The sequence below is a fragment of the Mycobacterium sp. HM-7 genome (assembly GCF_053852335.1).
The window spans coordinates 223,046-241,649 of record NZ_CM132657.1; the positions used below are offsets into that span (position 1 = coordinate 223,046).

The 18,604-nt window shown below is 64.8% G+C and carries 19 protein-coding genes; 8 read left to right on the forward strand and 11 right to left on the reverse strand.

Annotation, left to right across the window (positions count from 1 at the left end; genetic code table 11):
- Nucleotides 1–4: 4 nt before the first annotated feature.
- From ACWW1C_RS01120 to ACWW1C_RS01155, 8 genes are all read right to left on the reverse strand, one after another.
- A complete protein-coding gene (locus ACWW1C_RS01120) occupies nt 5–460 on the reverse strand; it encodes an SRPBCC family protein (protein ID WP_455981719.1) in 456 nt (151 codons plus the stop codon).
- A gap of 52 nt (nt 461–512) precedes the next feature.
- Nucleotides 513–1,361 carry an oxygenase MpaB family protein gene (locus ACWW1C_RS01125; RefSeq protein WP_455984497.1) on the reverse strand — a complete coding sequence of 283 codons (849 nt, stop codon included), beginning with the start codon at nt 1,359–1,361 and terminating at the stop codon, nt 513–515.
- 63 nt (nt 1,362–1,424) lie between these two features.
- Entirely contained in the window at nt 1,425–2,153 is a 729-nt protein-coding gene (locus ACWW1C_RS01130; protein WP_455981720.1) for a hypothetical protein, read from the reverse strand.
- A gap of 154 nt (nt 2,154–2,307) precedes the next feature.
- The gene (locus tag ACWW1C_RS01135) at nt 2,308–3,150 is read right to left on the reverse strand and encodes a hypothetical protein (RefSeq protein WP_455981721.1); all 843 of its coding nucleotides are present in this window, start codon (nt 3,148–3,150) and stop codon (nt 2,308–2,310) included.
- A gap of 7 nt (nt 3,151–3,157) precedes the next feature.
- A complete protein-coding gene (locus tag ACWW1C_RS01140; RefSeq protein ID WP_455984498.1) occupies nt 3,158–3,373 on the reverse strand; it encodes a ferredoxin in 216 nt (71 codons plus the stop codon).
- Nucleotides 3,373–4,815, reverse strand: a complete 1,443-nt coding sequence (locus ACWW1C_RS01145; protein WP_455981722.1) for a cytochrome P450 — start codon at nt 4,813–4,815, stop codon at nt 3,373–3,375. The genes ACWW1C_RS01140 and ACWW1C_RS01145 overlap by 1 nt, the downstream gene beginning before the upstream one ends.
- A gap of 61 nt (nt 4,816–4,876) precedes the next feature.
- The gene (locus ACWW1C_RS01150) at nt 4,877–5,554 is read right to left on the reverse strand and encodes a nuclear transport factor 2 family protein (protein ID WP_455981723.1); all 678 of its coding nucleotides are present in this window, start codon (nt 5,552–5,554) and stop codon (nt 4,877–4,879) included.
- A 49-nt stretch (nt 5,555–5,603) separates the two neighbouring features.
- The gene (locus ACWW1C_RS01155) at nt 5,604–6,944 is read right to left on the reverse strand and encodes a cytochrome P450 (RefSeq protein ID WP_455984499.1); all 1,341 of its coding nucleotides are present in this window, start codon (nt 6,942–6,944) and stop codon (nt 5,604–5,606) included.
- A gap of 170 nt (nt 6,945–7,114) precedes the next feature.
- On the opposite strand from ACWW1C_RS01155, the gene ACWW1C_RS01160 reads away from it, so the two are divergent.
- A complete protein-coding gene (locus ACWW1C_RS01160; RefSeq protein ID WP_455981724.1) occupies nt 7,115–7,732 on the forward strand; it encodes a TetR/AcrR family transcriptional regulator in 618 nt (205 codons plus the stop codon).
- A gap of 49 nt (nt 7,733–7,781) precedes the next feature.
- On the opposite strand, the gene ACWW1C_RS01165 is transcribed toward ACWW1C_RS01160, so the two are convergent.
- From ACWW1C_RS01165 to ACWW1C_RS01175, 3 genes are read right to left on the reverse strand one after another with little or no spacing between them, the layout of a single operon-like run.
- A complete protein-coding gene (locus ACWW1C_RS01165; RefSeq protein ID WP_455981725.1) occupies nt 7,782–8,540 on the reverse strand; it encodes a nuclear transport factor 2 family protein in 759 nt (252 codons plus the stop codon).
- Nucleotides 8,537–8,755, reverse strand: coding sequence for a ferredoxin (locus ACWW1C_RS01170; protein WP_455981726.1), 219 nt, complete (start codon nt 8,753–8,755; stop codon nt 8,537–8,539). Before ACWW1C_RS01170 ends, ACWW1C_RS01165 begins: the two co-directional genes overlap by 4 nt.
- Nucleotides 8,756–8,760: 5 nt before the next feature.
- A complete protein-coding gene (locus tag ACWW1C_RS01175) occupies nt 8,761–10,059 on the reverse strand; it encodes a cytochrome P450 (protein WP_455981727.1) in 1,299 nt (432 codons plus the stop codon).
- 321 nt (nt 10,060–10,380) lie between these two features.
- Here ACWW1C_RS01175 and ACWW1C_RS01180 point away from each other — a divergent pair, with 321 nt between their 5' ends.
- The 7 genes from ACWW1C_RS01180 to ACWW1C_RS01210 all read left to right on the forward strand — a co-directional run bounded on the left by ACWW1C_RS01180 (nt 10,381) and on the right by ACWW1C_RS01210 (nt 18,567).
- Complete coding sequence (locus ACWW1C_RS01180) at nt 10,381–11,004, forward strand: TetR/AcrR family transcriptional regulator (protein ID WP_455981728.1); 624 nt, start codon at nt 10,381–10,383, stop codon at nt 11,002–11,004.
- Nucleotides 11,005–11,068: 64 nt separating this feature from the next.
- The gene (locus ACWW1C_RS01185; protein ID WP_455981729.1) at nt 11,069–12,436 is read left to right on the forward strand and encodes an ABC1 kinase family protein; all 1,368 of its coding nucleotides are present in this window, start codon (nt 11,069–11,071) and stop codon (nt 12,434–12,436) included.
- Between the two features lie 90 nt (nt 12,437–12,526).
- Nucleotides 12,527–13,546 carry a MaoC family dehydratase gene (locus ACWW1C_RS01190; protein ID WP_455981730.1) on the forward strand — a complete coding sequence of 340 codons (1,020 nt, stop codon included), beginning with the start codon at nt 12,527–12,529 and terminating at the stop codon, nt 13,544–13,546.
- Between the two features lie 19 nt (nt 13,547–13,565).
- The gene (locus ACWW1C_RS01195) at nt 13,566–14,600 is read left to right on the forward strand and encodes a PucR family transcriptional regulator (RefSeq protein ID WP_455981731.1); all 1,035 of its coding nucleotides are present in this window, start codon (nt 13,566–13,568) and stop codon (nt 14,598–14,600) included.
- A 143-nt stretch (nt 14,601–14,743) separates the two neighbouring features.
- Nucleotides 14,744–15,298 (forward strand): nuclear transport factor 2 family protein, encoded by a 555-nt coding sequence (locus tag ACWW1C_RS01200; RefSeq protein ID WP_455981732.1) that lies wholly within the window; start codon nt 14,744–14,746, stop codon nt 15,296–15,298.
- Nucleotides 15,298–16,986 carry an AMP-binding protein gene (locus ACWW1C_RS01205; protein WP_455981733.1) on the forward strand — a complete coding sequence of 563 codons (1,689 nt, stop codon included), beginning with the start codon at nt 15,298–15,300 and terminating at the stop codon, nt 16,984–16,986. The genes ACWW1C_RS01200 and ACWW1C_RS01205 overlap by 1 nt, the downstream gene beginning before the upstream one ends.
- Nucleotides 16,987–17,007: 21 nt before the next feature.
- Nucleotides 17,008–18,567 (forward strand): FAD-binding protein, encoded by a 1,560-nt coding sequence (locus tag ACWW1C_RS01210; protein WP_455981734.1) that lies wholly within the window; start codon nt 17,008–17,010, stop codon nt 18,565–18,567.
- Nucleotides 18,568–18,604 lie beyond the last annotated feature (37 nt).

The window sequence follows — 18,604 nt, forward strand, 5'->3', positions numbered from 1 at the left end:
GCGGCTACCGCGTCAGCGCCTGGAAGCGCACTTCCAGGTTGGACCGCAGGGTGCGTTCGCTTGATGCGACCCCGATCGAGATGAATGGTTCGATGGCCTTGGCGAGCACGCGGCCGGCGAGCCCGCCGGGTAACTCGTAGTCGATCGTGGTGTGGATTTCGGTCAGCTCTTCGGCGAGTTCACGGAACCGCCAAGACGATTGGTTGACGATGCCGGCACGGGATTCGGTGGCGAGCAGGCGGTTGGGTTCGTGTGCGGTGACCTCGATGGAGGACCGGAGGGTGGCGCCGAGTTTGATGGCGCCTTCGTAGCGGGAGCCAACACCGTTCGGAATGCCGTTGATACACCGGATCTCTTGTATGCCGTAGAGCCATTCGGGCATCAGCGTGAAATCGGTGACGTAGTCGAACGCGAACGCCGTCGGCACGGAAATGGTTGAGCTGCTTTGGATCTGAACCATGAATCGACCTTAATGGGCGGAGTGGTGAACTTGGTGGATATCGGACTACTTGTCAGGCTCGGTGCCATCCAGTGCGGGCCTCCTGGTGCCAGCGCCACGAGCGCGGGACCAGCGGCCAGCTTCGCCGAATGGCGGCCCGGATGGTGCGATACGCACGGTCGTCCGCGCGTGTCCACCGAATCTTGAATCGCTCGCGCACGACCTCGGGCAGGCCGCCGAATATCGTGAGCTGCATGGGCGGAGCCAGCGCCGCCCGCGTCGCGTGCATCGGCAGCAGCCGGTCGGTCACGGCGCTCAGGCCAGGCGGCGCCGGGAAGTATGGTGACGCCGCCATATTCGGGATGGTTCGTCGTTTGATGAACGAAATCAGGTAGTCCGACGCGGGGTTGGGTTCCAGGATTTCGGTGCAGTAGCGCTCGAACTCAGCCTCGAAAGTCGTACGGTCCGGCGGCAGCGGCGCATCGCTGACGCCGTAACGGCGGTACCAGATGCAGCCCTCCGCGTAGAGCTGCTCGAAGTCGGCATCGGTGAGCTCATAGGTGTCCCAGTAGGTGGCGACTCGGTCGACCATCCGCTGGAACGTGGCGTGGGCCCACCAGTAGGTTCTCGGGTTCAGCGCGTGATAGTGCTGACCACCGGGCACCTCGCCCTTGATGTCGCGGTGGTAATCGCGGACCGCGATGCCCGTGGTGGCGCCGTCCGTGCGGTAGATGGTGCCGAGGATGCCTGGCAGGGAACGGAATACCCGGTCTACCGGATCATCGAAAAAGTTGGAATGTTCGATCAGTCCGTAGCCGATGGCAGGGTGCATCGTTTGCAACAGGCCGGCAGTGCCGCCTTCGAAAGCGATGCGCATGTCCCCTGCCCACCGCCACAGTAGTGACGCGCGGTCCAGCGGCATGTCGTTCGGCGTGCTCACGAGTTTCACGGTCCTCTTTGGTCGGTGCGTCGCGGGGCAGCTTGATCAAACGGTTGCCGGCTCGGCATCTGTGCTCGACTGCCGGCTCTGGCCATGACCGGAGTGGACAGTCGATCGGTACTTCCTCGCCGTCGGCAACTGCAATGCCGCGATGGCCACCCCGCCGTTGAGGACCGACGACACGATCGCGGCGAGCCAGAACACCGGTGTCGAGGCTTGCCCTTGAATGGCAAGGAAATTCGGCCAGGTGCAGGCCAGCACGTAGCCGAGGTACAACATCCCCACCGAGAACGGGAGGATGGCCCAGCGCCAACCGTGAAGGTGCGGAACCAGGGCCGCCAGCGCGACGCCGATCACCGCGAACATGCCGGCATTCTGGACCAGGCTCGGCAGCGGAACGCCGAAGATGGCGGCGTGGTTTCCGTAGTAGTTCATCACGCCGAAGTGCACGCACAGCATCTCCATCGGGCCCTCGGTCAGCGACATCGCGGCGAACAATGCCAGCGCCCTGGCGGCCGACCAACCGGCGAGCACGATCCGGTAACTCAGGTACGCGGTGACGCCGATCTGGATCCACGCGAAAACCACCATCAGCGCCATCGGTCGCCCGACCACTGTGAGGAGCTGGATGGGCAGGTCGTACGGGTACCACGTGGCCATGATGATGTCGTAGGTCGGTTCGACGGCGAACGCACCGAAGGTGGCGCCGCCCAGGATCAATAGCACCAGCAGGGGACTGCGGGTGCGCCAGGCGTCGATGACGGCGTACCCCACCGTTGCGACGGTGACGAGGGCAAGGCAGATCAGGAAGCCCCACGCAAAAGTCTGGTTGGCATGTAGCTCGACCGGTGGTGGGATGACGCCGGGGCCGGCTGCGATGAGGTGGTGTTGCGGGTAAATGGAAGTCTCCTTGCAATTGATGCGGCGGTCAGGCCTGAGCGGCCGGTACGGCGTTGGATATCAATGGGTTTCGAGTGACCACAGCGTCCGTGCGGTAGCGCTGCGCGATGTCGGTGTAGAGCGCTGCGATGGCAACGCCGCCGTTCAGGGCGGTGGATATGGCTGCCGCGATCCAGAAGGGGATGGGTGCGAATTGGCCGTGGATGGCGTAGAAGCTCGGCATCGTGCAGGCCACGACGTAGGCCATGAAAACCGTTGGGGGGACGATCGGAATGATCGCCCAGCTCCATCCACGGAGCTTCGGCACCAGCCAGGCCAGGACAACACCGATGACGACGAACATGCCCGCGTTCTGCACCAGTGAGGACAACGGGACGCCCAAGACCAGAGCGCGGTTGCCGTAGTAACTCATGAACCCGAAATGCACAGCGGTCATCTCGATGATGCCCTCACTGAGGGAAATGGCGGCCAGCGTCAACAGGATTCGTTTCACCGCGAGGCCGGTCACGATCATCCGATATCCCACATAGCAGGCCACGGGTATCCCGGCGGCATAGCCGATCACGACGAACCACGGGATGTGCCGACCGAGGATGGTGGCGGCGATGCCCGGCGTGTCGGCCGGGTACCAGGTCGCCAGGATGATGTCCCCGGCCGGCTCGACGAAGAAGGGGAACAGTAGTGCGCCGCTGACCAGCAGCAGGAGGAACAGTGGGTTTCGGTCTCGGCGCGTGATGATCACAGCGCTCGCCAGCGTCGTGAGAAGAGCGACGCAAACGAGCGCCAGCACGATCGAGGCTGCGGTCTGGTTGACATGTAAGTCGTTGGGCGGAGCAAGAATTCCTGACTCTCCGGCGGCCGATATCAGCATGGTCGGTTCACTGCTCCTCGAGGGTGATCGCAGCCGACGGACAGGTTGCCGCGGCGTGGTGCGCTTGCTTGAGGTCGGCGCTGCTCAGCGCGGCCGGGCCCGATGGTTGATCTCCCGCCAATCGGACGGGGCCGGCGTTATCGAGAACGAATAGACCGGGGAGGATGCGGGCGCATTGGCCCGTCTCCAGGCACAGATCGCGGTCTACGCGGATGGTGGTCATCACACCGGCTGCCGAGCATCGCCGAGGCCGGCGGTCTGGCGGTGTCGCAGCCGCACCGGAAGGCCGCCGTCGATGGTGCAGGAGAAGGTGGAGGCGTGGGTCGGGCGCCAGGCCGGATCGATGTCCAGGTGATAGCGCTGGTGCAGCAGGGTCAAGATGAATATCGCGTTCATGTAACCCATTTGAGAACCGATGCACCGGTGCGGACCCGCGCCGAACGGGATGTACGCCAACGAGGGGCGTGCCGAGGCGATCTCGGGGTCCGTGAACCGGCTCGGATCGAACGCATCCGGGTCCTGCCACCAGCGCCGATCCCGGTGCAGGGCATAGACCGATACCCCGACAATGGTGCCTTTCGGAATCCGATAGCCGCCGATTTCGCTGTCCCGCATGGTGATCCGTGGGTGGAAAGGATGCCCCTGCATCCGTTGGCCCTCGTCGAAGCAGGCCTTGACCCAGGTCAGGCGTTCCAGGTCGGCGTAGGTCGGCGCCTGCCCGTCGAGTGCGTCAACTTCGTCGTACAGACGCTGGAGGGCCGCGGGATTGTCTCGCAGCAGCGCCAATGTCCATGCCGTCGAGGCGACCACCGTTTCGTAGCCACCGCCGATCAGAATCATCAATTCGGCGACGAGATCCTTGCGGCTCAGCGGGTTACCGTCTTCATCGCGCGCGTCCAACAGCACCTGCAACAGGTCTACCCCGTCAATCGGGTTGGCCAGGCGGCGCTCGATCTGCGTTTTGATCCATCGTCGAGTGCGTCGATACGCCCGCCACAGGTTGTCGCGACCGCCAGGACGGAGGTTGGGCGGTTTGTTGATCAAAACAGCCGCGCTCATCATCTTCATGACGGTGCGGATATCGAGGTCGAGTTGGTGGATTTCGTCGTCGGTGACGGTGATGCCGAACATGGCGCGCATGAATGCCGGCATTGTCAGCCAAGCGATTTTGTGCTGGAGGTCGACGGTCGTACCTTCGTCGGCCCATCGTGACCAGGCGTCGATCCGGTGGGTGAATTCATCGACGATCGCCGGCGACAGCCCGGCGAGGGAGCTGTTGCGGAACATCGGGGTGATCAGGCGCCGCCGACGGCGGAAGGGTTCGCCTTCCATGTAGGGAATCGATGCGCCGATGATCGTGCGGGCCAGCGATTCGAAGGGGCCGATCATGCTGAAGGTGCCGGTGTTGTCAGCCATGATCTGGCCTACGTGGTCAGGGTGATTGATGCACACCACGTCCATGCCGGGCAGTGGCACCGAGAAGACATCGCCGTACTCTTCGGCACAGGTCCGCAGGTAGGTGAACGGATCACCCTGATACTCGCGCAGTACCCCGGTGACTGCGCGGCCGCGTGGGCCGGGCGGGCGGTTCGACGCTCGGCCGGTCAGGCCCAGCCGGATTTCGCGGATCGGGTTTCGGCTGAATCTGGCCAATTTGTCGGGCACACTCACTCCATTTGTTCTGCTGCGGTTGATGATTCAAGCGATTCTCGGGTCCGAGGCTGGATCAGCGTGCGGTGATCCGGGTGAAGAGTCGGACTGCGGGGGCGACGGCGGTTGCCGCTCGAATGCCCACTCGTTGCAGGCGTTCGCTGTGCACGAGCCCGCCGAGGCCGACAAGCTGGGCGGCGCCGTAGAGCATGTCCCAGTCGGTGTCGATGTGGGTGATCTTGAAGTCGTCGGTCAGGGTGTAGCGGTCGATGCCGATGAAGTTGAGGCACTGTCCGGTGCCGCGCAGCTTGACGTCGAGGCCGGGTACGACGGTCTCACCGCTCATCCGGCCGATGCCGCGCCACGGGATGGTGATGCGCCACTGCCCGTCGAAATAGTCGGCGTACGGCAGGGAGCGGATGGTGCCGTCCTGCGGGTAGAACGCGAAGTCGGGGAACACCTCGAAGCTCGCCTGACAATTGTCGATGGTGAATTGGCGGCCTTCCTTGTTCACCTGGAAGGTGGAGCTGTCGATGTAGCTGCACTCGTCGGCGATGCAGTAGTCGATCTTCTTGATGTCCTGCTCGGCCCACGCGTCGAACCAGGTCTGCGCGAAGTCGATCAAACCCTGTGCGGGAAGCCCACGTTCGATCGCGAGTTGTTCCTGCCGGGCGACCCGCTCCCAAAACTGAGGCAGCAATGCCTGGTACTTGGCGTGCTCGGGGGACGGGCCCAACTCGCTGATTTTGGACATGATTTCGCCTTTCGGGATGAATCGTGTTGGGGGCGCGGTGATCGGTTCGTCAACGCGCGAAGATGTGCACCGGAAGTCCGCCTGCCAGGCCCGTCGATACGCGCGCCACATGCCGCGGTCGCCAGCCGTTTCGGACCTGAAAGGTGTAACGCTGCAGGATTGTTCCGAGAACCAGGGTGCCTTCGATGTACGCCATTCGGGTGCCCATGCATTTTCGTGGCCCGATGCTGAAGGGCAGGAACGCGTTTCGGTTGATCTTGTCGGTGAGGAAGCGATCCGGATTGAACCGGTCGGGGTCGGTCCAGAACCGCGGATCGCGATGCAGCGCGTACTGCGTGATGACCACCTGGGACCCCTTCGGGACGAAATAGCCACCGATCTCGTCGTCGACGACCGCGGTGCGGATATTGGCGGGCGCGGCCTGGAACCGTTGCGCTTCGTCGAAGCACGCGCGGAGGTACTTGAGGTTCTCCAGATCGGCGTATTCCAGCCGCTTGTCACCGAGTGCGTCGACCTCGGCATATGCCCTGCCCAGTGCTTGGGGATTGCGACACAGCAGAGCAATCGTCCACGCCAGTGCTGCGGCCGTCGTCTCGAAGCCGGCGAACACCAGCCCCGCCGCCTCGGAGCGTCGTCGCCGCTGCTGCTGCGCGGGGCACCCGTCGAACGGCAGGTCCAGGAGCGCGTCTACCAGGTCCCGATCCTCGCCCACGGGACATCGCCGTCCGTCGGCGATGAAATGGTCGAGCAGGCCGAACAGCTCACGCTTGGCCTTTTCGCCGCTGTGACGCAAGGGGTTTGGCATCCATAGCGGCAGGAAGTGAAACGCAACCCGGCTGATGACATAGGTGCCGTACCGGCGCGCGCCGTCGACGGCGTCGTCGAGTTCCGTTGCGGTGAGCTCGATTTTGAACATCGATCGCATCAACCCGTCCATCACGACGGCGCCGAGTTCGTGCTCGAGGTTGACCTGCCGGCCGGATGTGACGTGGCGGGACCACGCGTCCAGCCGGTCGCTGATGCCATCCATCATCAGCGGAGTCGCCGCGGCGAGCGCTTTCTCGCCGAAGAACGGGTTGAACGTGGTTCGTACCCGCTTCCATTCCGCGCCTTCGAGAAGGGGCAGCGCGGCCGGCTCGCCGGAAACCAGTTCGTGAGCGGCCTCGTGTTTGACGTAGCGATCGTGGTGCCGTGTGAACACGTGGTCGACGAAGTCCGGGTGATTGATCAGGGTGAACGTGTACTCCGGGCGCCGCGACGTATTCAGCCGCACCACATCGCCGTAGCGGGCCGCGATCTTGGGCGGCAACACGTATGGCAACCGAGCTAAATCGCCCGCGCACGAGACGGCGAGTTTCAGCGCATCCCGGGGGGAGACCGACGGCGGCAGCTTTCGCTCCGCACGGGACGAGGTCTCTGCCTGCCCGCTGGTCGCAAGGTCGTTGGCCACACCCAGCTCCTCTCGTGACGTCAGCGTCGGCGTCGACGTGAATCACTGAATCACAGATCAATCATTGATTCAATGTATTGGTCGAAGTTGGGTCGACTAACATCAGCCACATGGCAGACCTGTCGTCGCTCGCCGGCGTGCTCGCCTCGGCAAACGCGCAGCCGACGACCGCGGCGCGTGAGCGGATGCTGGACGCGGCCCGGTCTGAGTTCATCGCGCACGGCATCGCGCGCACCTCGGTGGCGACCATCGCCGACCGTGCCGGCGTATCACGCCCGACGCTCTACCGGCAGTGCGGCGACAAGGATCAGATAGTTTTCGCGGTAGTCCAGCGCGATGTCATCGACTTCTTCACCCGCGCCCACCAGGCGGTTGCCGCGTTCGGCAGTGCCGAAGATCGAATGGTCGAAGCCGTTGTCATGGGACTACGCGAGTCGCGTGAGCATCCGTTGGTTCGAGCTCTGCAGACCTTCGAGGCTGAGTCGTTCACGTCTCGTCTCGTTGACCTGAACGGCGGCACTTATCGGGCCATGATCGCCGTCATCGCGGCCATGTTCGCCGACGAGGAGTACCGGCCGGCGGCGCTGGAGCGGGCGCTGGACGTCGCGCTGCGCGTTATCGCCACTTTTCTCATCTCGCCGTCGTCGTACGTGCCAACCGATAACGACGACAACGCCCGAGCCTTCGCCGACCGGTATCTGGTGCCAATCCTCCGCGCTTCGCGCTAGTTCCACTGCGCTGCGTCGACTGGTGCGCGTCTGAAACGCCCACGGGTTCTCATTTTGGTTGGGCTGGAGTGCTTCTCGCGCGTCGGCTGTCGGCGTATTCGTGGCTGTACAGAAATTCTCGGTCGTACAATCCGAGTTTCCGGCCGGCTCGCGGCAGGGTGCGGGTCAGCCAAGCGATGAACCGGGTGATGCCGTCGGCGAACGGCAGCATCTGCACGAGGGCTGCCAAGAAATCTTGATCGGTGTCGATTCGGGCGATCCGCCATTCTCCCTGTTCGCGACGGAGGATGTAGCGGTCTACGCCGCATCCGCGAATTGGTTTGCGCGGCCATGGGATAACGCGGTTCCAGAAGAACCGGGTCGCTCCGGAGTAGGGGAAGACGGCCCGTACCTGGCCGTCGAAGAAGTCGTAGTAGGGCAGGTGGGTGCCGGACCCATCCCACGGATAGAAGCCGAGTTCCCGCGCGAAGATGTAGCCGAATCGTGCGAAATCGCCTGTCTCGCTTCGCCCGTGAAACTCGAGCTGTCCGGTATTCGACATCGTCCACACGAGATCTTCCGTCCAGCAGTCCTCGAGCGCTTCGGGTGAGTCGTCGTTCCACGCGGCGAGCCACTTGCGCCAGAACTGCGCAATACCTTCCAGCGGAAAGCCGGCGGCGACGTACATGTCTTCTTGCTCTTTGCATCGCTGCAGGAACGGTTCGATGAGGGCTTCGGACTCGGCGACCGGGGGATACACGCGGCCTGGAGGTGCCTTTACCCCCCAACCGGGGTGCGAGTTTCCGGTCGTCACTTCGATGTCTGTCATACGGTGTCCTCTTGATTGTGGATTTCGATTGCGCCGGAAGGGCAGACTCGGCTGGCCTTCTGGATTCGATTCAGCGAATCGGCCTGTGGGGCAACGGCGAATCTGGCCGTCCCGTCGTCGTTCTCTGCGAATAGGTCGGGGTCGGTTCCGTAGCAGTAGCCGGCGCCCATACAGATGCCGTCGTCGACGGTTACCGAAAAGTTGGTCGTCGCCATCGGTCTCACGCTCTCGTAATCGTCACAGGCAGGCCATCTTTGATGGTTGTGGAGAAGGTGAATCGGTGTCGGGGGGTCCATCCGGGGCGAAGCTGCAGCCGGTAGCGCTGGAAGATGATCGCCAGGAGATACTGCGCGTTCATGTATGCCATGCCCGTTCCCATGCAGTGGTGCGGACCCGCGCCGAAGGCTTGGAAAGCCAGTCGGGGCCTGGCCTTGACCCGTTCTTTGTCGTGGAAGTTCTTGGGGTCGTAGGTATTCGGGTCATTGCCCCACCATCGTGGGTCTCGGTGAACCACATAGAGCGACGTGCCCACCATGGTGTACTTGGGGATCGGGAAGCCGCCGATCTCGTCGTCGACCATGGCGTAGCGCATGTTGATCGGGCCGCCCTGCAATCGTTGGCCTTCGTCGAAGCAAGATTTGGCCCATTCCAGCCGCGGCAGGTCCGTGATCGTTGGTGCGGCGCCGTTGAGCGCATCGATCTCGCTGTAAAGGCGAGTGAGGTGTTCTGGCTGTGCCAGCAGTAGCGCCAAAGTCCAGGAGAGCGAGGCCACGACAGTCTCGTATCCGCCGCCGATCAGGCCGATGAGCTCCATGATGAGGTCGCCGTCGGTCAAGGGTGAGCCGTCGCTGTACCGGGCGTCCAGCAGGACATTCAGCAGGTCGGGTTTATCGGTGGGGTTGGCTCGGCGCTGCTTCACCAGCTTCCGACACAGCAGCGCGATGCGCGCCAAGGACCGTGGGGCATTCTCGGTGCCGGGGACGGGGAGAATTCCCGGTGGCCGCATCATGAAGAGCGCCGATCCGATGGCGCGCATGCCCATTCGGATGTCGATGTCCACCTCTCGGATCTCCTGCTCGGTGATCGCCGTCGAGAACATGGATCGCAGGAATGCCGGCAGCGTGACGCTGGGTAGCACGTGTTGCAGGTCGATTTCCTTGCCGGTATCGGCCCATTGAGCCCACCGATCCACCCGTGCCACGAACTCTTCGGCGAACGTGTCGGACACGTGTGCCAGGTGTCGTTTGCCGAACATTGGCATGAGCATCCGCCGGCGTTCCCGCAGTCGCGGACCCTCCAGTGCCTGAACGGGGCTGCCCAGCTTGCTGATCAGGAGTTGCGCCAACCTGCCCTGGATCGGGGCGGTCATGCTGTATTTCAGCTCGGTGTTCTCCATGTAGTACCCGGTCAACTCGGGATGGTTCACCATGACCAGCGAATGGATGGGCAGCGGCACCCGATATATGTCGCCGTATCTCTCGTGGCACTTCTGAAAGAACGCGAAGGGGTCACGCGCCATGGGAATGGCTGACCCGAGGACTGGCAACCCGATCGGGCCTGGGGGAATCGGGCGATTGCGCCCTCGTCCGGTCGCCAGACTGTACGTCGCGCGCAATGGTTTACGTGTCGGCCAGAATGGGTCGTCTTTGAGGGTGGCCAGCACCGCGCGGCGCCCACTCGCCCACCCGGCCCGCTGATCTGCCGGGCCACTGCAACTCGCCGTGAATGTTGCCTCAGGGGCTGTTACTACCAACTCTTGGTCCACCCGAAATCCCTTCATGCTGAGACATTGGAATGTAGATGTCCCAGTGTCTCAGCGTCAAGAGGTAACATCAGCTGCGTGGATTTCGGCGCGATCTTGCGGCAATGGCCGCTGCCCCAGTCCGGCGCTGAGGATGACGAGCGAGAACGGCTGCTCGACGCAGCGCGAGCGGAGTTCGTCGCACATGGCATCCGGCGCGCCGCGGTGGCCGATATTGCCCGGCGCGCCAAAGTGTCTCGTCAGACTCTCAATCGCAAATGTGGCGACAAGGACGAGATGGTGGCAGCCGTCGTCACCCGTGAAGTATTCGAGTTCTTCCTCCGATTGGGCCAGTCGTTCGAGTCGGACGTGCCTGTCGAGGATCAAGTTGTCGAACTGTTCGTCGCGGGAGTGCGCGAATGCCAACAGAATCCGATGGTTACCGCGATCAGGGAGTACGAGCCCGAACGGATGTCGTTCAGCCTCCTTGAAGCCGAACACGACAACTATCAGATGGTGATCTCGGCCCTGGCGCTGCGCCTCATGGCGGAGTCGTTCTCCGCGGAAGGTGCGCGCCAGGCCGCCGAACTCATCACGCGGATAACGGTGACGCTCCTACTGGCGCCGTCGAAGGCCTTGCGCACCGAAACCGATGAACAGTCAAGGGAATTCGCACGCACATACTTCGTCCCAATCCTGAACGCTGCACGCGCCATCGCATAGTGTCGATGCCGAGCCATGCACTCGGCGTCATGGTGCAGTAGCCGGGGATGCCAAGGAAGGCAAGATGACACGACGGCCGCCGGAGGGGCGCCTCGCCCGCGGTGGAAAACTCGGGACCCTCGCTGCGAAGGAGGCCGTCCGAGGCGCCGGTGCGCGCCTGTCGATGATCGGCCGATCAGAAGAGGCGAAAAGCCTGCTCGCCGAACAGGCCACGATGGATGCCGCGCAAAGCCTGGTGACCGTGCTGGGCGCCATGAAGGGCGCAGCGATGAAGATTGGTCAGATGCTGTCGGTGATCGAACTCGACTTGGTACCGGAGTCGCACCGCGAACAGTTCCGCGGCAAGCTCGCGGCCCTGCGCGATCAGGCGCCCCGGGTGTCGTTCGATCAGATGCGCAAGATCATGGAGACCGATTTGGGCCGGCTCTCAACGGTATTCGCCGAGTTCGACGAAGCGCCGACTGCCGCGGCGTCGATCGGCCAGGTGTATCGGGCGCGCCTGCACGACGGTCGTGAAGTTGCCGTCAAGGTGAAATATCCCGGCATCGACCAAGCGGTCCGTGCCGACATGCAGAATCTCGGGCTCGTCATGAAACTGGTGCACACAGTGTGGCCCAGTGCGAACTCGGCGATGGTCGATGAGATCGCCCGGAACGTCGAGAGCGAACTCGATTATCTGCGGGAGGCGAAGACGCAGCATGAGGTGGCGGCGCAGTACCGAGGCCATCCGTTCATCGCGGTCCCTGACAGCGTGGTGGAACATTGCACGGACCGCGTGCTCGTCACCGAGTACGTAGACGGCGCCGGATTCGACCACATGCGGACCTTGTCGGCCACCGAACGGAATCGCATCGGCGAGTTGATCTACCGCTTCTACATCGGTTCGCTGTTCCAGCACAATGAGTTCTGTGGCGACCCGCATCCGGGAAACATCCTGCTGGCCCCCGATGGCCGGGTCGCGTTCATCGACTTCGGTCTCTACAACCGGATGGACCCGGCCAATGTGGCCTTCGAAAAGGCCGGCTTGGTAGCGGCCGCCCAAGGGCGGTCCCAAGAGCTGTATCAAATGATGGTCGACCGGGGCATCGTCGACGGGGCCGCGGAGGTGACGGCGGACGATTGCCTGGAATACGTCAGAGCCGTGAGCGAATGGCAGCTGGTTGACGAGGAGATCACCCTCACGCCCGAATTGGCGACGGGCGCAGTTCTTTACGCGATGGATCCGCGACAGACGCAGTTCGCCGGCATCAGGCGTCAGTTGCTGCCACCCGAGCACGTCTTCTCGCGACGGGCGGATTTTCTGACCTTCGGCACATTGGGACACCTACTCTCGGCCAACAATTGGCACCGGATCGGCCGAGAATGGCTATACGACGAATCGCCACACACCGAGATCGGCAGGGAGATCGCCCGCTGGCAGATCAGCCGCTAGCGCTGGTCGCGGGCGGAACCGTCCGACTTATCGGCAAGGGTTCGGTTAGGTATCCATCTGTACCGCCCCATGGACATGTGTCAGGCGGTGATGCCAGCATTACCCGCTGTGACTCTTTCCGGCCAATCGGATGCAGGCGGACCGTTTTTCGAGGACCTCAGGGTAGGTCAGGTTTTCGACTGGGCGCCGGGCATGACGTTCACCGACGGCGCGGCGGCGGTGCATCAGGCCATCCTCGGTGACCGCATGCGGCTGCCGCTGGACGCCGGACTGTCCGCGGCCGTCACCGGATCGCCGCGGGCACTGGCGCATCCGGCGCTGGTGTGTGACGTCGCGATCGGTCAGTCCACCCTGGTCACCCAGCGGGTCAAGGCGAATCTGTTCTACCGGGGCCTGCGGTTCCACCGCTTTCCGCACCTCGGCGACACCATCTCCACTCGCGCAGAAGTGGTTGGTCTCAAACAGAATTCGGCAAAACCGGGGAAGCCGCGCACCGGTCTGGCGGCACTGCGCATGATCACGATCGACCAGGACGGCCGTACCGTGCTCGATTTCCACCGGTGCGCCATGCTCCCGCTGCGCGACGACGCCGACGACACCGGCCATGCCGACGACCTCAGCACCATCGGCGTGGACGTCCCGGCCCTGCCGGACCCGGCCGCCGACTGGAATGTCGATGCCTGGCGCTCCGGGGTGCCCGGCCCGCATTTCGATGCGGCGCTCGCCGGTCAGGTGCTGACCAGCACCGCCGATGTCGTCAGCAGCGCCCCTGAGCTGGCCCGGCTGACCCTCAACATCGCTGAGACGCATCATGATTCGCGGGTGGCAGGCAGCCGCCTGGTATACGGCGGGCATACCATCGGGCTGGCACTGGCCCAGGCCACCCGGCTGTTGCCGAACATCGTCACCGTCCTCGGATGGGAGTCCTGCGACCACATCGGACCCGTGCACGAAGGCGACACCGTGTACAGCGAGCTGCACGTCGAAGCCGCGCGCGAGACGCCGGGCCGCGGCGGCACGCTCGATCTGCGGTCGCTGGTGTTCGCGGCCGCGGCCGACGGCCCCGACCGGCAGGTACTTGACTGGCGGTTCAGCGTCCTGCAGTTCTGAGCATTGTCAGAATGGCGGCGTGAGCACGCTGCGGTTGTCCGAGCTGGGCACTGACCCCGAGTCGGTGCTGCGGCTGGTCCGGTTCTTCGACGGGCTCGAGGTGACCGGCGTCGACGCGGTGCTTCGCGCAGCCGAGGAGGTCGCCGGTTGCCCGGTGCGCGTGCGGTGGGCCGGGCTCGTGCGCGAGGTGTGGCTGGACCGTGACGGTCCCGGCCATCCGCTCGACAGCGTCCTGCTCGACCGGGTCCGGCACACGCTGGGGACGGTCGGGTCCCGGGTTCCGCCGTCCTTCGGTGACCCGGCGCTGGTCGAGGTCGTGCTGTCGAGCCGGGAACGCCCCGAGGACCGGGCTCGGGCGATCAGACTGCTGGGCCTGGACGAGACCCGAGACGTCCGGGTTCTCGCGGTCTCGGCGCAGTCGTCGCCGGATGCGCTGCGGGTGATCACGTCCGCACTGTCGTCGGCGGCGGTGCGGACCGCGGACCTCGGCACCGCGACGGCAGTGCTGTGCCAGGGCCACGCCAACGCCCGGGCCTTGTCCGACGAGCTGGACCAGGCGATCGTCACCGCGTTCCCCGCGCCGCTGCCGGTCGGCGCCGACCGCGGACCCTGGGTCGGCATCGGCGCCGCCGGCCGGGTGTTCGCCGCACCGACGTCGTGGGGGCAGGCACTCCGCGCGCTGCGGTTCGCGTCGTCGACGGGCTTCGGCCGGCGTGCCGTCGCCTTCGAGCGGTTGAGCGCGCTGGAACTGCTGGCCGAGCTGCCGCCAGAAGCGACGCGGGGCAATCACGCGCTGACCAGGATCAACGAGATCGCGACGACGCCCGCGGGCCTCCTCCAGGTCGAGACGGCCGAGGCGTTCTGCGTGTTCGGATCACTGCGGCGGACCGCCGAGGAACTGCACGTGCATCACAGCACCGTGGCCGCGCGGATAGCGCACATCGAATCCCAGCTGGGGTGGGACATGGACGATCCACTGGACCGGTTCTCGGCGACACTGGTCCTGATGATCCGGCGGATCGCGCTGTCGTCTGCCGAGTTGACGGAGCCGTAGACGCCCAGATGGCAGACCGACAAGCGTCGGAGCTTTTGCCTCGATGATCCGACGCCTGTCGGATGACCGGGACTACCTTGGTTCGTGATGATGGCCACAAGAGCAGCAGCCCGCGCTCAGTCGTAGACCCGAGGAGTACCCGCATGGCCATCATCGACCCCACCAAGACCTGGGAGCTCGTGGAGGAACGCCTGTCGCGCACCACGAACGAGCGCCATCGTCAGGTGCTCGGCGTCGTGCTCGAGCACATGAAGGCTGAGGCCGTGCCGGATATGGACCGCCTGATGGCGACGTTGTCCCCGAACCCGGACTACCACTTCTGGTACGCCAACACCGATATGGGACCCAAGACCACCGAGGGTGTGCGCGCCTATTACGAGGCATTCGTGGCCAGCGGCGCGAATCATCTCGTCTTCGAGATCGATCGCCTTGCCGTCGACGATGATCTGGTGATGACCGAAGGCTGGATGAAGATGATCTACCCGGGCGCGGCCGCGCAGGCCATCGGCGTCGACGTCGAAGACCCGAGCGGCGACTACCTGCTGGTGTTCCGTCAGCTCATCAACTGGCCGATCGACGCCGACGGCCTGATCATCGGCGAGGACGCCTACCAGACAGGGCCCGTCAGCGTCACCAAGCTCGGCGTGGCCGAGCTGCCGCAGGAGTACATCGAGCAGAAGAACCGCGCGACCGTCTGATGGCTGTTACCGCCCGACGCGAAGACATCGCAGCCCTGCTGCTCGACCGCCTCGGCGACGAGCGGCTCGGGTTGCGTACCCGGGATCAGGACTGGACCTGGGACGAGGTGGTCCGTGAGTCGGCGGCTCGGGGTGCACTGGCCGCCGACCTCCGCACCGAGGGACCTTTTCACATCGGCGTGCTGCTGGACAACGTGCCCGACTTCCTCTTCTGGCTGGGCGGCGCCGCCCTCGCCGGGGCGACGATCGTCGGCATCAACCCGACGCGCGGCAACAACGAGTTGGCCGGCGAGGTCCGGCACGCGGACTGTCAGCTGATCGTCACCGATTCGGCTGGGCGGGAACGGCTTTCGGGCCTGGACCTCGGCCTCGCGCCCGACCGCATCCTGGTGATCGACGATCCGGCCTACCAACACGCGATTTGTGCACGAAAATCCGCGGCCGGCGCGGAAAATCGTGCACAAATCACGGCGGCGGAGGGCGTGAACGCCGAGTCGCTGGTCCTGCTGCTGTTCACCTCCGGCACCACGGGAGCGTCGAAGGCCGTCAAGTGCAGTCAGGGCCGCCTCGCGTGGATCGCGTACTCGGCTGTGGACAAGTTCAACCACGTCCGCGAGGACGTCGACTACTGCTGCATGCCGCTGTTCCACGGCAACGCGATCATGGCGCTGTGGGCTCCCGCGCTGGCCGTCGGCGCGACGGTGTGCCTGACGCCGAGCTTCTCGGCCTCCGGGTTCCTGCCGGACGTGCGGTACTTCGGCGCGACGTTCTTCACCTACGTGGGCAAGGCGCTCGGCTACCTGCTGGCCACCCCGGAACAGCCGGACGACGCCGACAACCTGCTCAACCGCGGGTTCGGCACCGAGGCCTCGCCGGAGGACCAGGCCTACTTCAAGCGCCGCTTCGGAGCCGAGTTGTACGAGGGGTACGGCTCCAGCGAGGGCGGCGGTGCCGTCGTCCTCGACCCGAACCAGCCCGAGGGAGCGCTCGGCCGCCCCGCCCATCCGGGCGTCGCGATCGTCAACCCGGAAACCATGATCGAATGTGTCCCAGCGGTTTTGGACCAGCATGGCCGGCTCCTCAACCCGGACGACGCGGTCGGCGAGATCATCGACAAGCTCGGCACCAAGAAGTTCGAGGGCTATTACAAGAACGACGCCGCCGACGCCGACCGGATCCGGGGCGGCTGGTATTGGACGGGTGACCTCGGCTACCTCGACGAGAACGGCTTCATCTACTTCGCGGGCCGGCGCGGTGACTGGATCCGGGTCGACGGCGAGAACACCTCGGCGCTGTCGATCGAGCGCGTGCTGCGGCGTCATCCCGAGGTGATCGCCGCGGGCGTGTACGCGGTGCCGGACCCCCGTTCGGGTGATCAGGTGATGGCCGCCATCGAGGTCGCCGATCCGGTCCTGTTCGACGTCGACAAGTTCGTGCGGTACCTCAATGACCAGGACGACCTGGGCCGCAAGGGCACGCCGCGCTTCCTGCGGATCTCGGACTCCCTGCCGGTCACCGGCTCCAACAAGGTGCTCAAGCGAGAACTGCAGGCGGACAAGTGGCATACGGACGAGCTGGTGTACCGCTGGGTGGGTAGGGGGGTACCGGTTTACGGCCTCATGTCCGACGATGCCAAGCGTGCGTTGGACGATGAGTTCACGCAGTACGGACGGCAGCGGTACCTCTGACATCAGGTAGGAGATTTGGGCATGACGGAGTGGGACGCGACGGTTGACGTGTTGGTGGCGGGCTCTGGTGGCGGTGGCGTCACCGGTGCCTACACCGCCGCGCGTGAAGGACTCGAGGTGCTGCTGGTCGAGGCCACCGACAAGTTCGGAGGCACCACCGCCTACTCCGGTGGCGGCGGGGTGTGGTTCCCGTGCAACCCGGTGCTGCAGCGGGCGGGCACCGACGACACCATCGACGACGCGCTGGAGTACTACCACGCCGTCGTCGGCGACCGGACCCCGCGCGAGCTGCAGGACACCTACGTCCGCGGCGGTGCTCCGCTGATGGAGTACCTCGAAGCCGATCCCAACATCAAGTTCGACATGCTGCCCTGGCCGGACTATTTCGGGAAGATGCCCAAGGCCCGGCTGGACGGTCAGCGGCATGTCGCGGCCCGACCACTGAAGATCGAAAAAGCGCCGGAATTCAAGGAATTGGTGCGGGGCCCGTTGGACAACGACAGGCTCGGCGTCCCGCAGCCCGACGACTACTTCATCGGCGGCCGGGCCCTCATCGCCCGCTTCCTGGTGGCGCTGAAGCAATACCCCTCCGCCACAACGCAACTGGGCACCGCGCTGGTCGAACTCGTCACCGAGAACGGTGCCGTCGTGGGTGCGATCGTGGAGACCGACGGCGTGCGCAAGGCCATCAAGGCCCGCAAGGGCGTGCTGCTCGCGGCCGGTGGTTTCGAGGGCAACGACGAGCTGCGGCACAAGTACGGCGTGCCCGGCGAGGCGCGAGACACCATGGGGCCCTGGGGAAATCTGGGCCAGGCGCATGAGGCGGGTATCGCCGTCGGGGCCGACACCGACCTGATGGAGCAGGCCTGGTGGTCGCCCGGCCTCACGCACCCGGACGGCCGCAGCGCGTTCGCGCTGTGGTTCACCGGCGGCATCTTCGTCGACCAGGACGGCAAGCGATTCGTGAACGAGTCAGCGGCGTATGACCGGATCGGCCGCGTCGTCGTGGACCGGCTGGCCAAAGGTGAGATGACGCTGCCGTTCTGGATGATCTACGACGACGGCGAAGGCGGAGCCGCCGGCGTTGTTCCTCCAATAAAAGCCACCAACGTCTCGATGGTCGAGACCGAGAAATACGTCGACGCCGGGCTGTGGCACACCGCCGACACCCTGGAGGAGCTGGCCGCCAAGATCGGTGTGCCGGCCGAGCAGCTGGCCGCGACCGTCAAACAGTTCAACGAATACGCCGACGCCGGCTCGGACCCCGACTTCGGCCGCGGTGACGAGGCCTACGATCGCGCCTTCTCCGGCGGCGCCTGTCCGATGGTCCGCATCGACAAGGCGCCGTTCCATGCGGCCAGATTTGGCATCTCGGACCTGGGCACCAAGGGCGGCCTGCGCACCGACACCACCGGCCAGGTGCTCGACACCGCAGGCAACCCGATCCCCGGTCTGTACGCGGCGGGCAACACCATGGCCGCGCCGAGCGGTTACGCGTACCCCGGCGGCGGCAACCCGATCGGCACCAGCATGGTGTTCTCCCACCTGGCTGTGCTCGACATGATCGGTCAGACGACGTAGCCATCCCGGTCAGTCAGGCCGGGCGAATTCGAAAGGG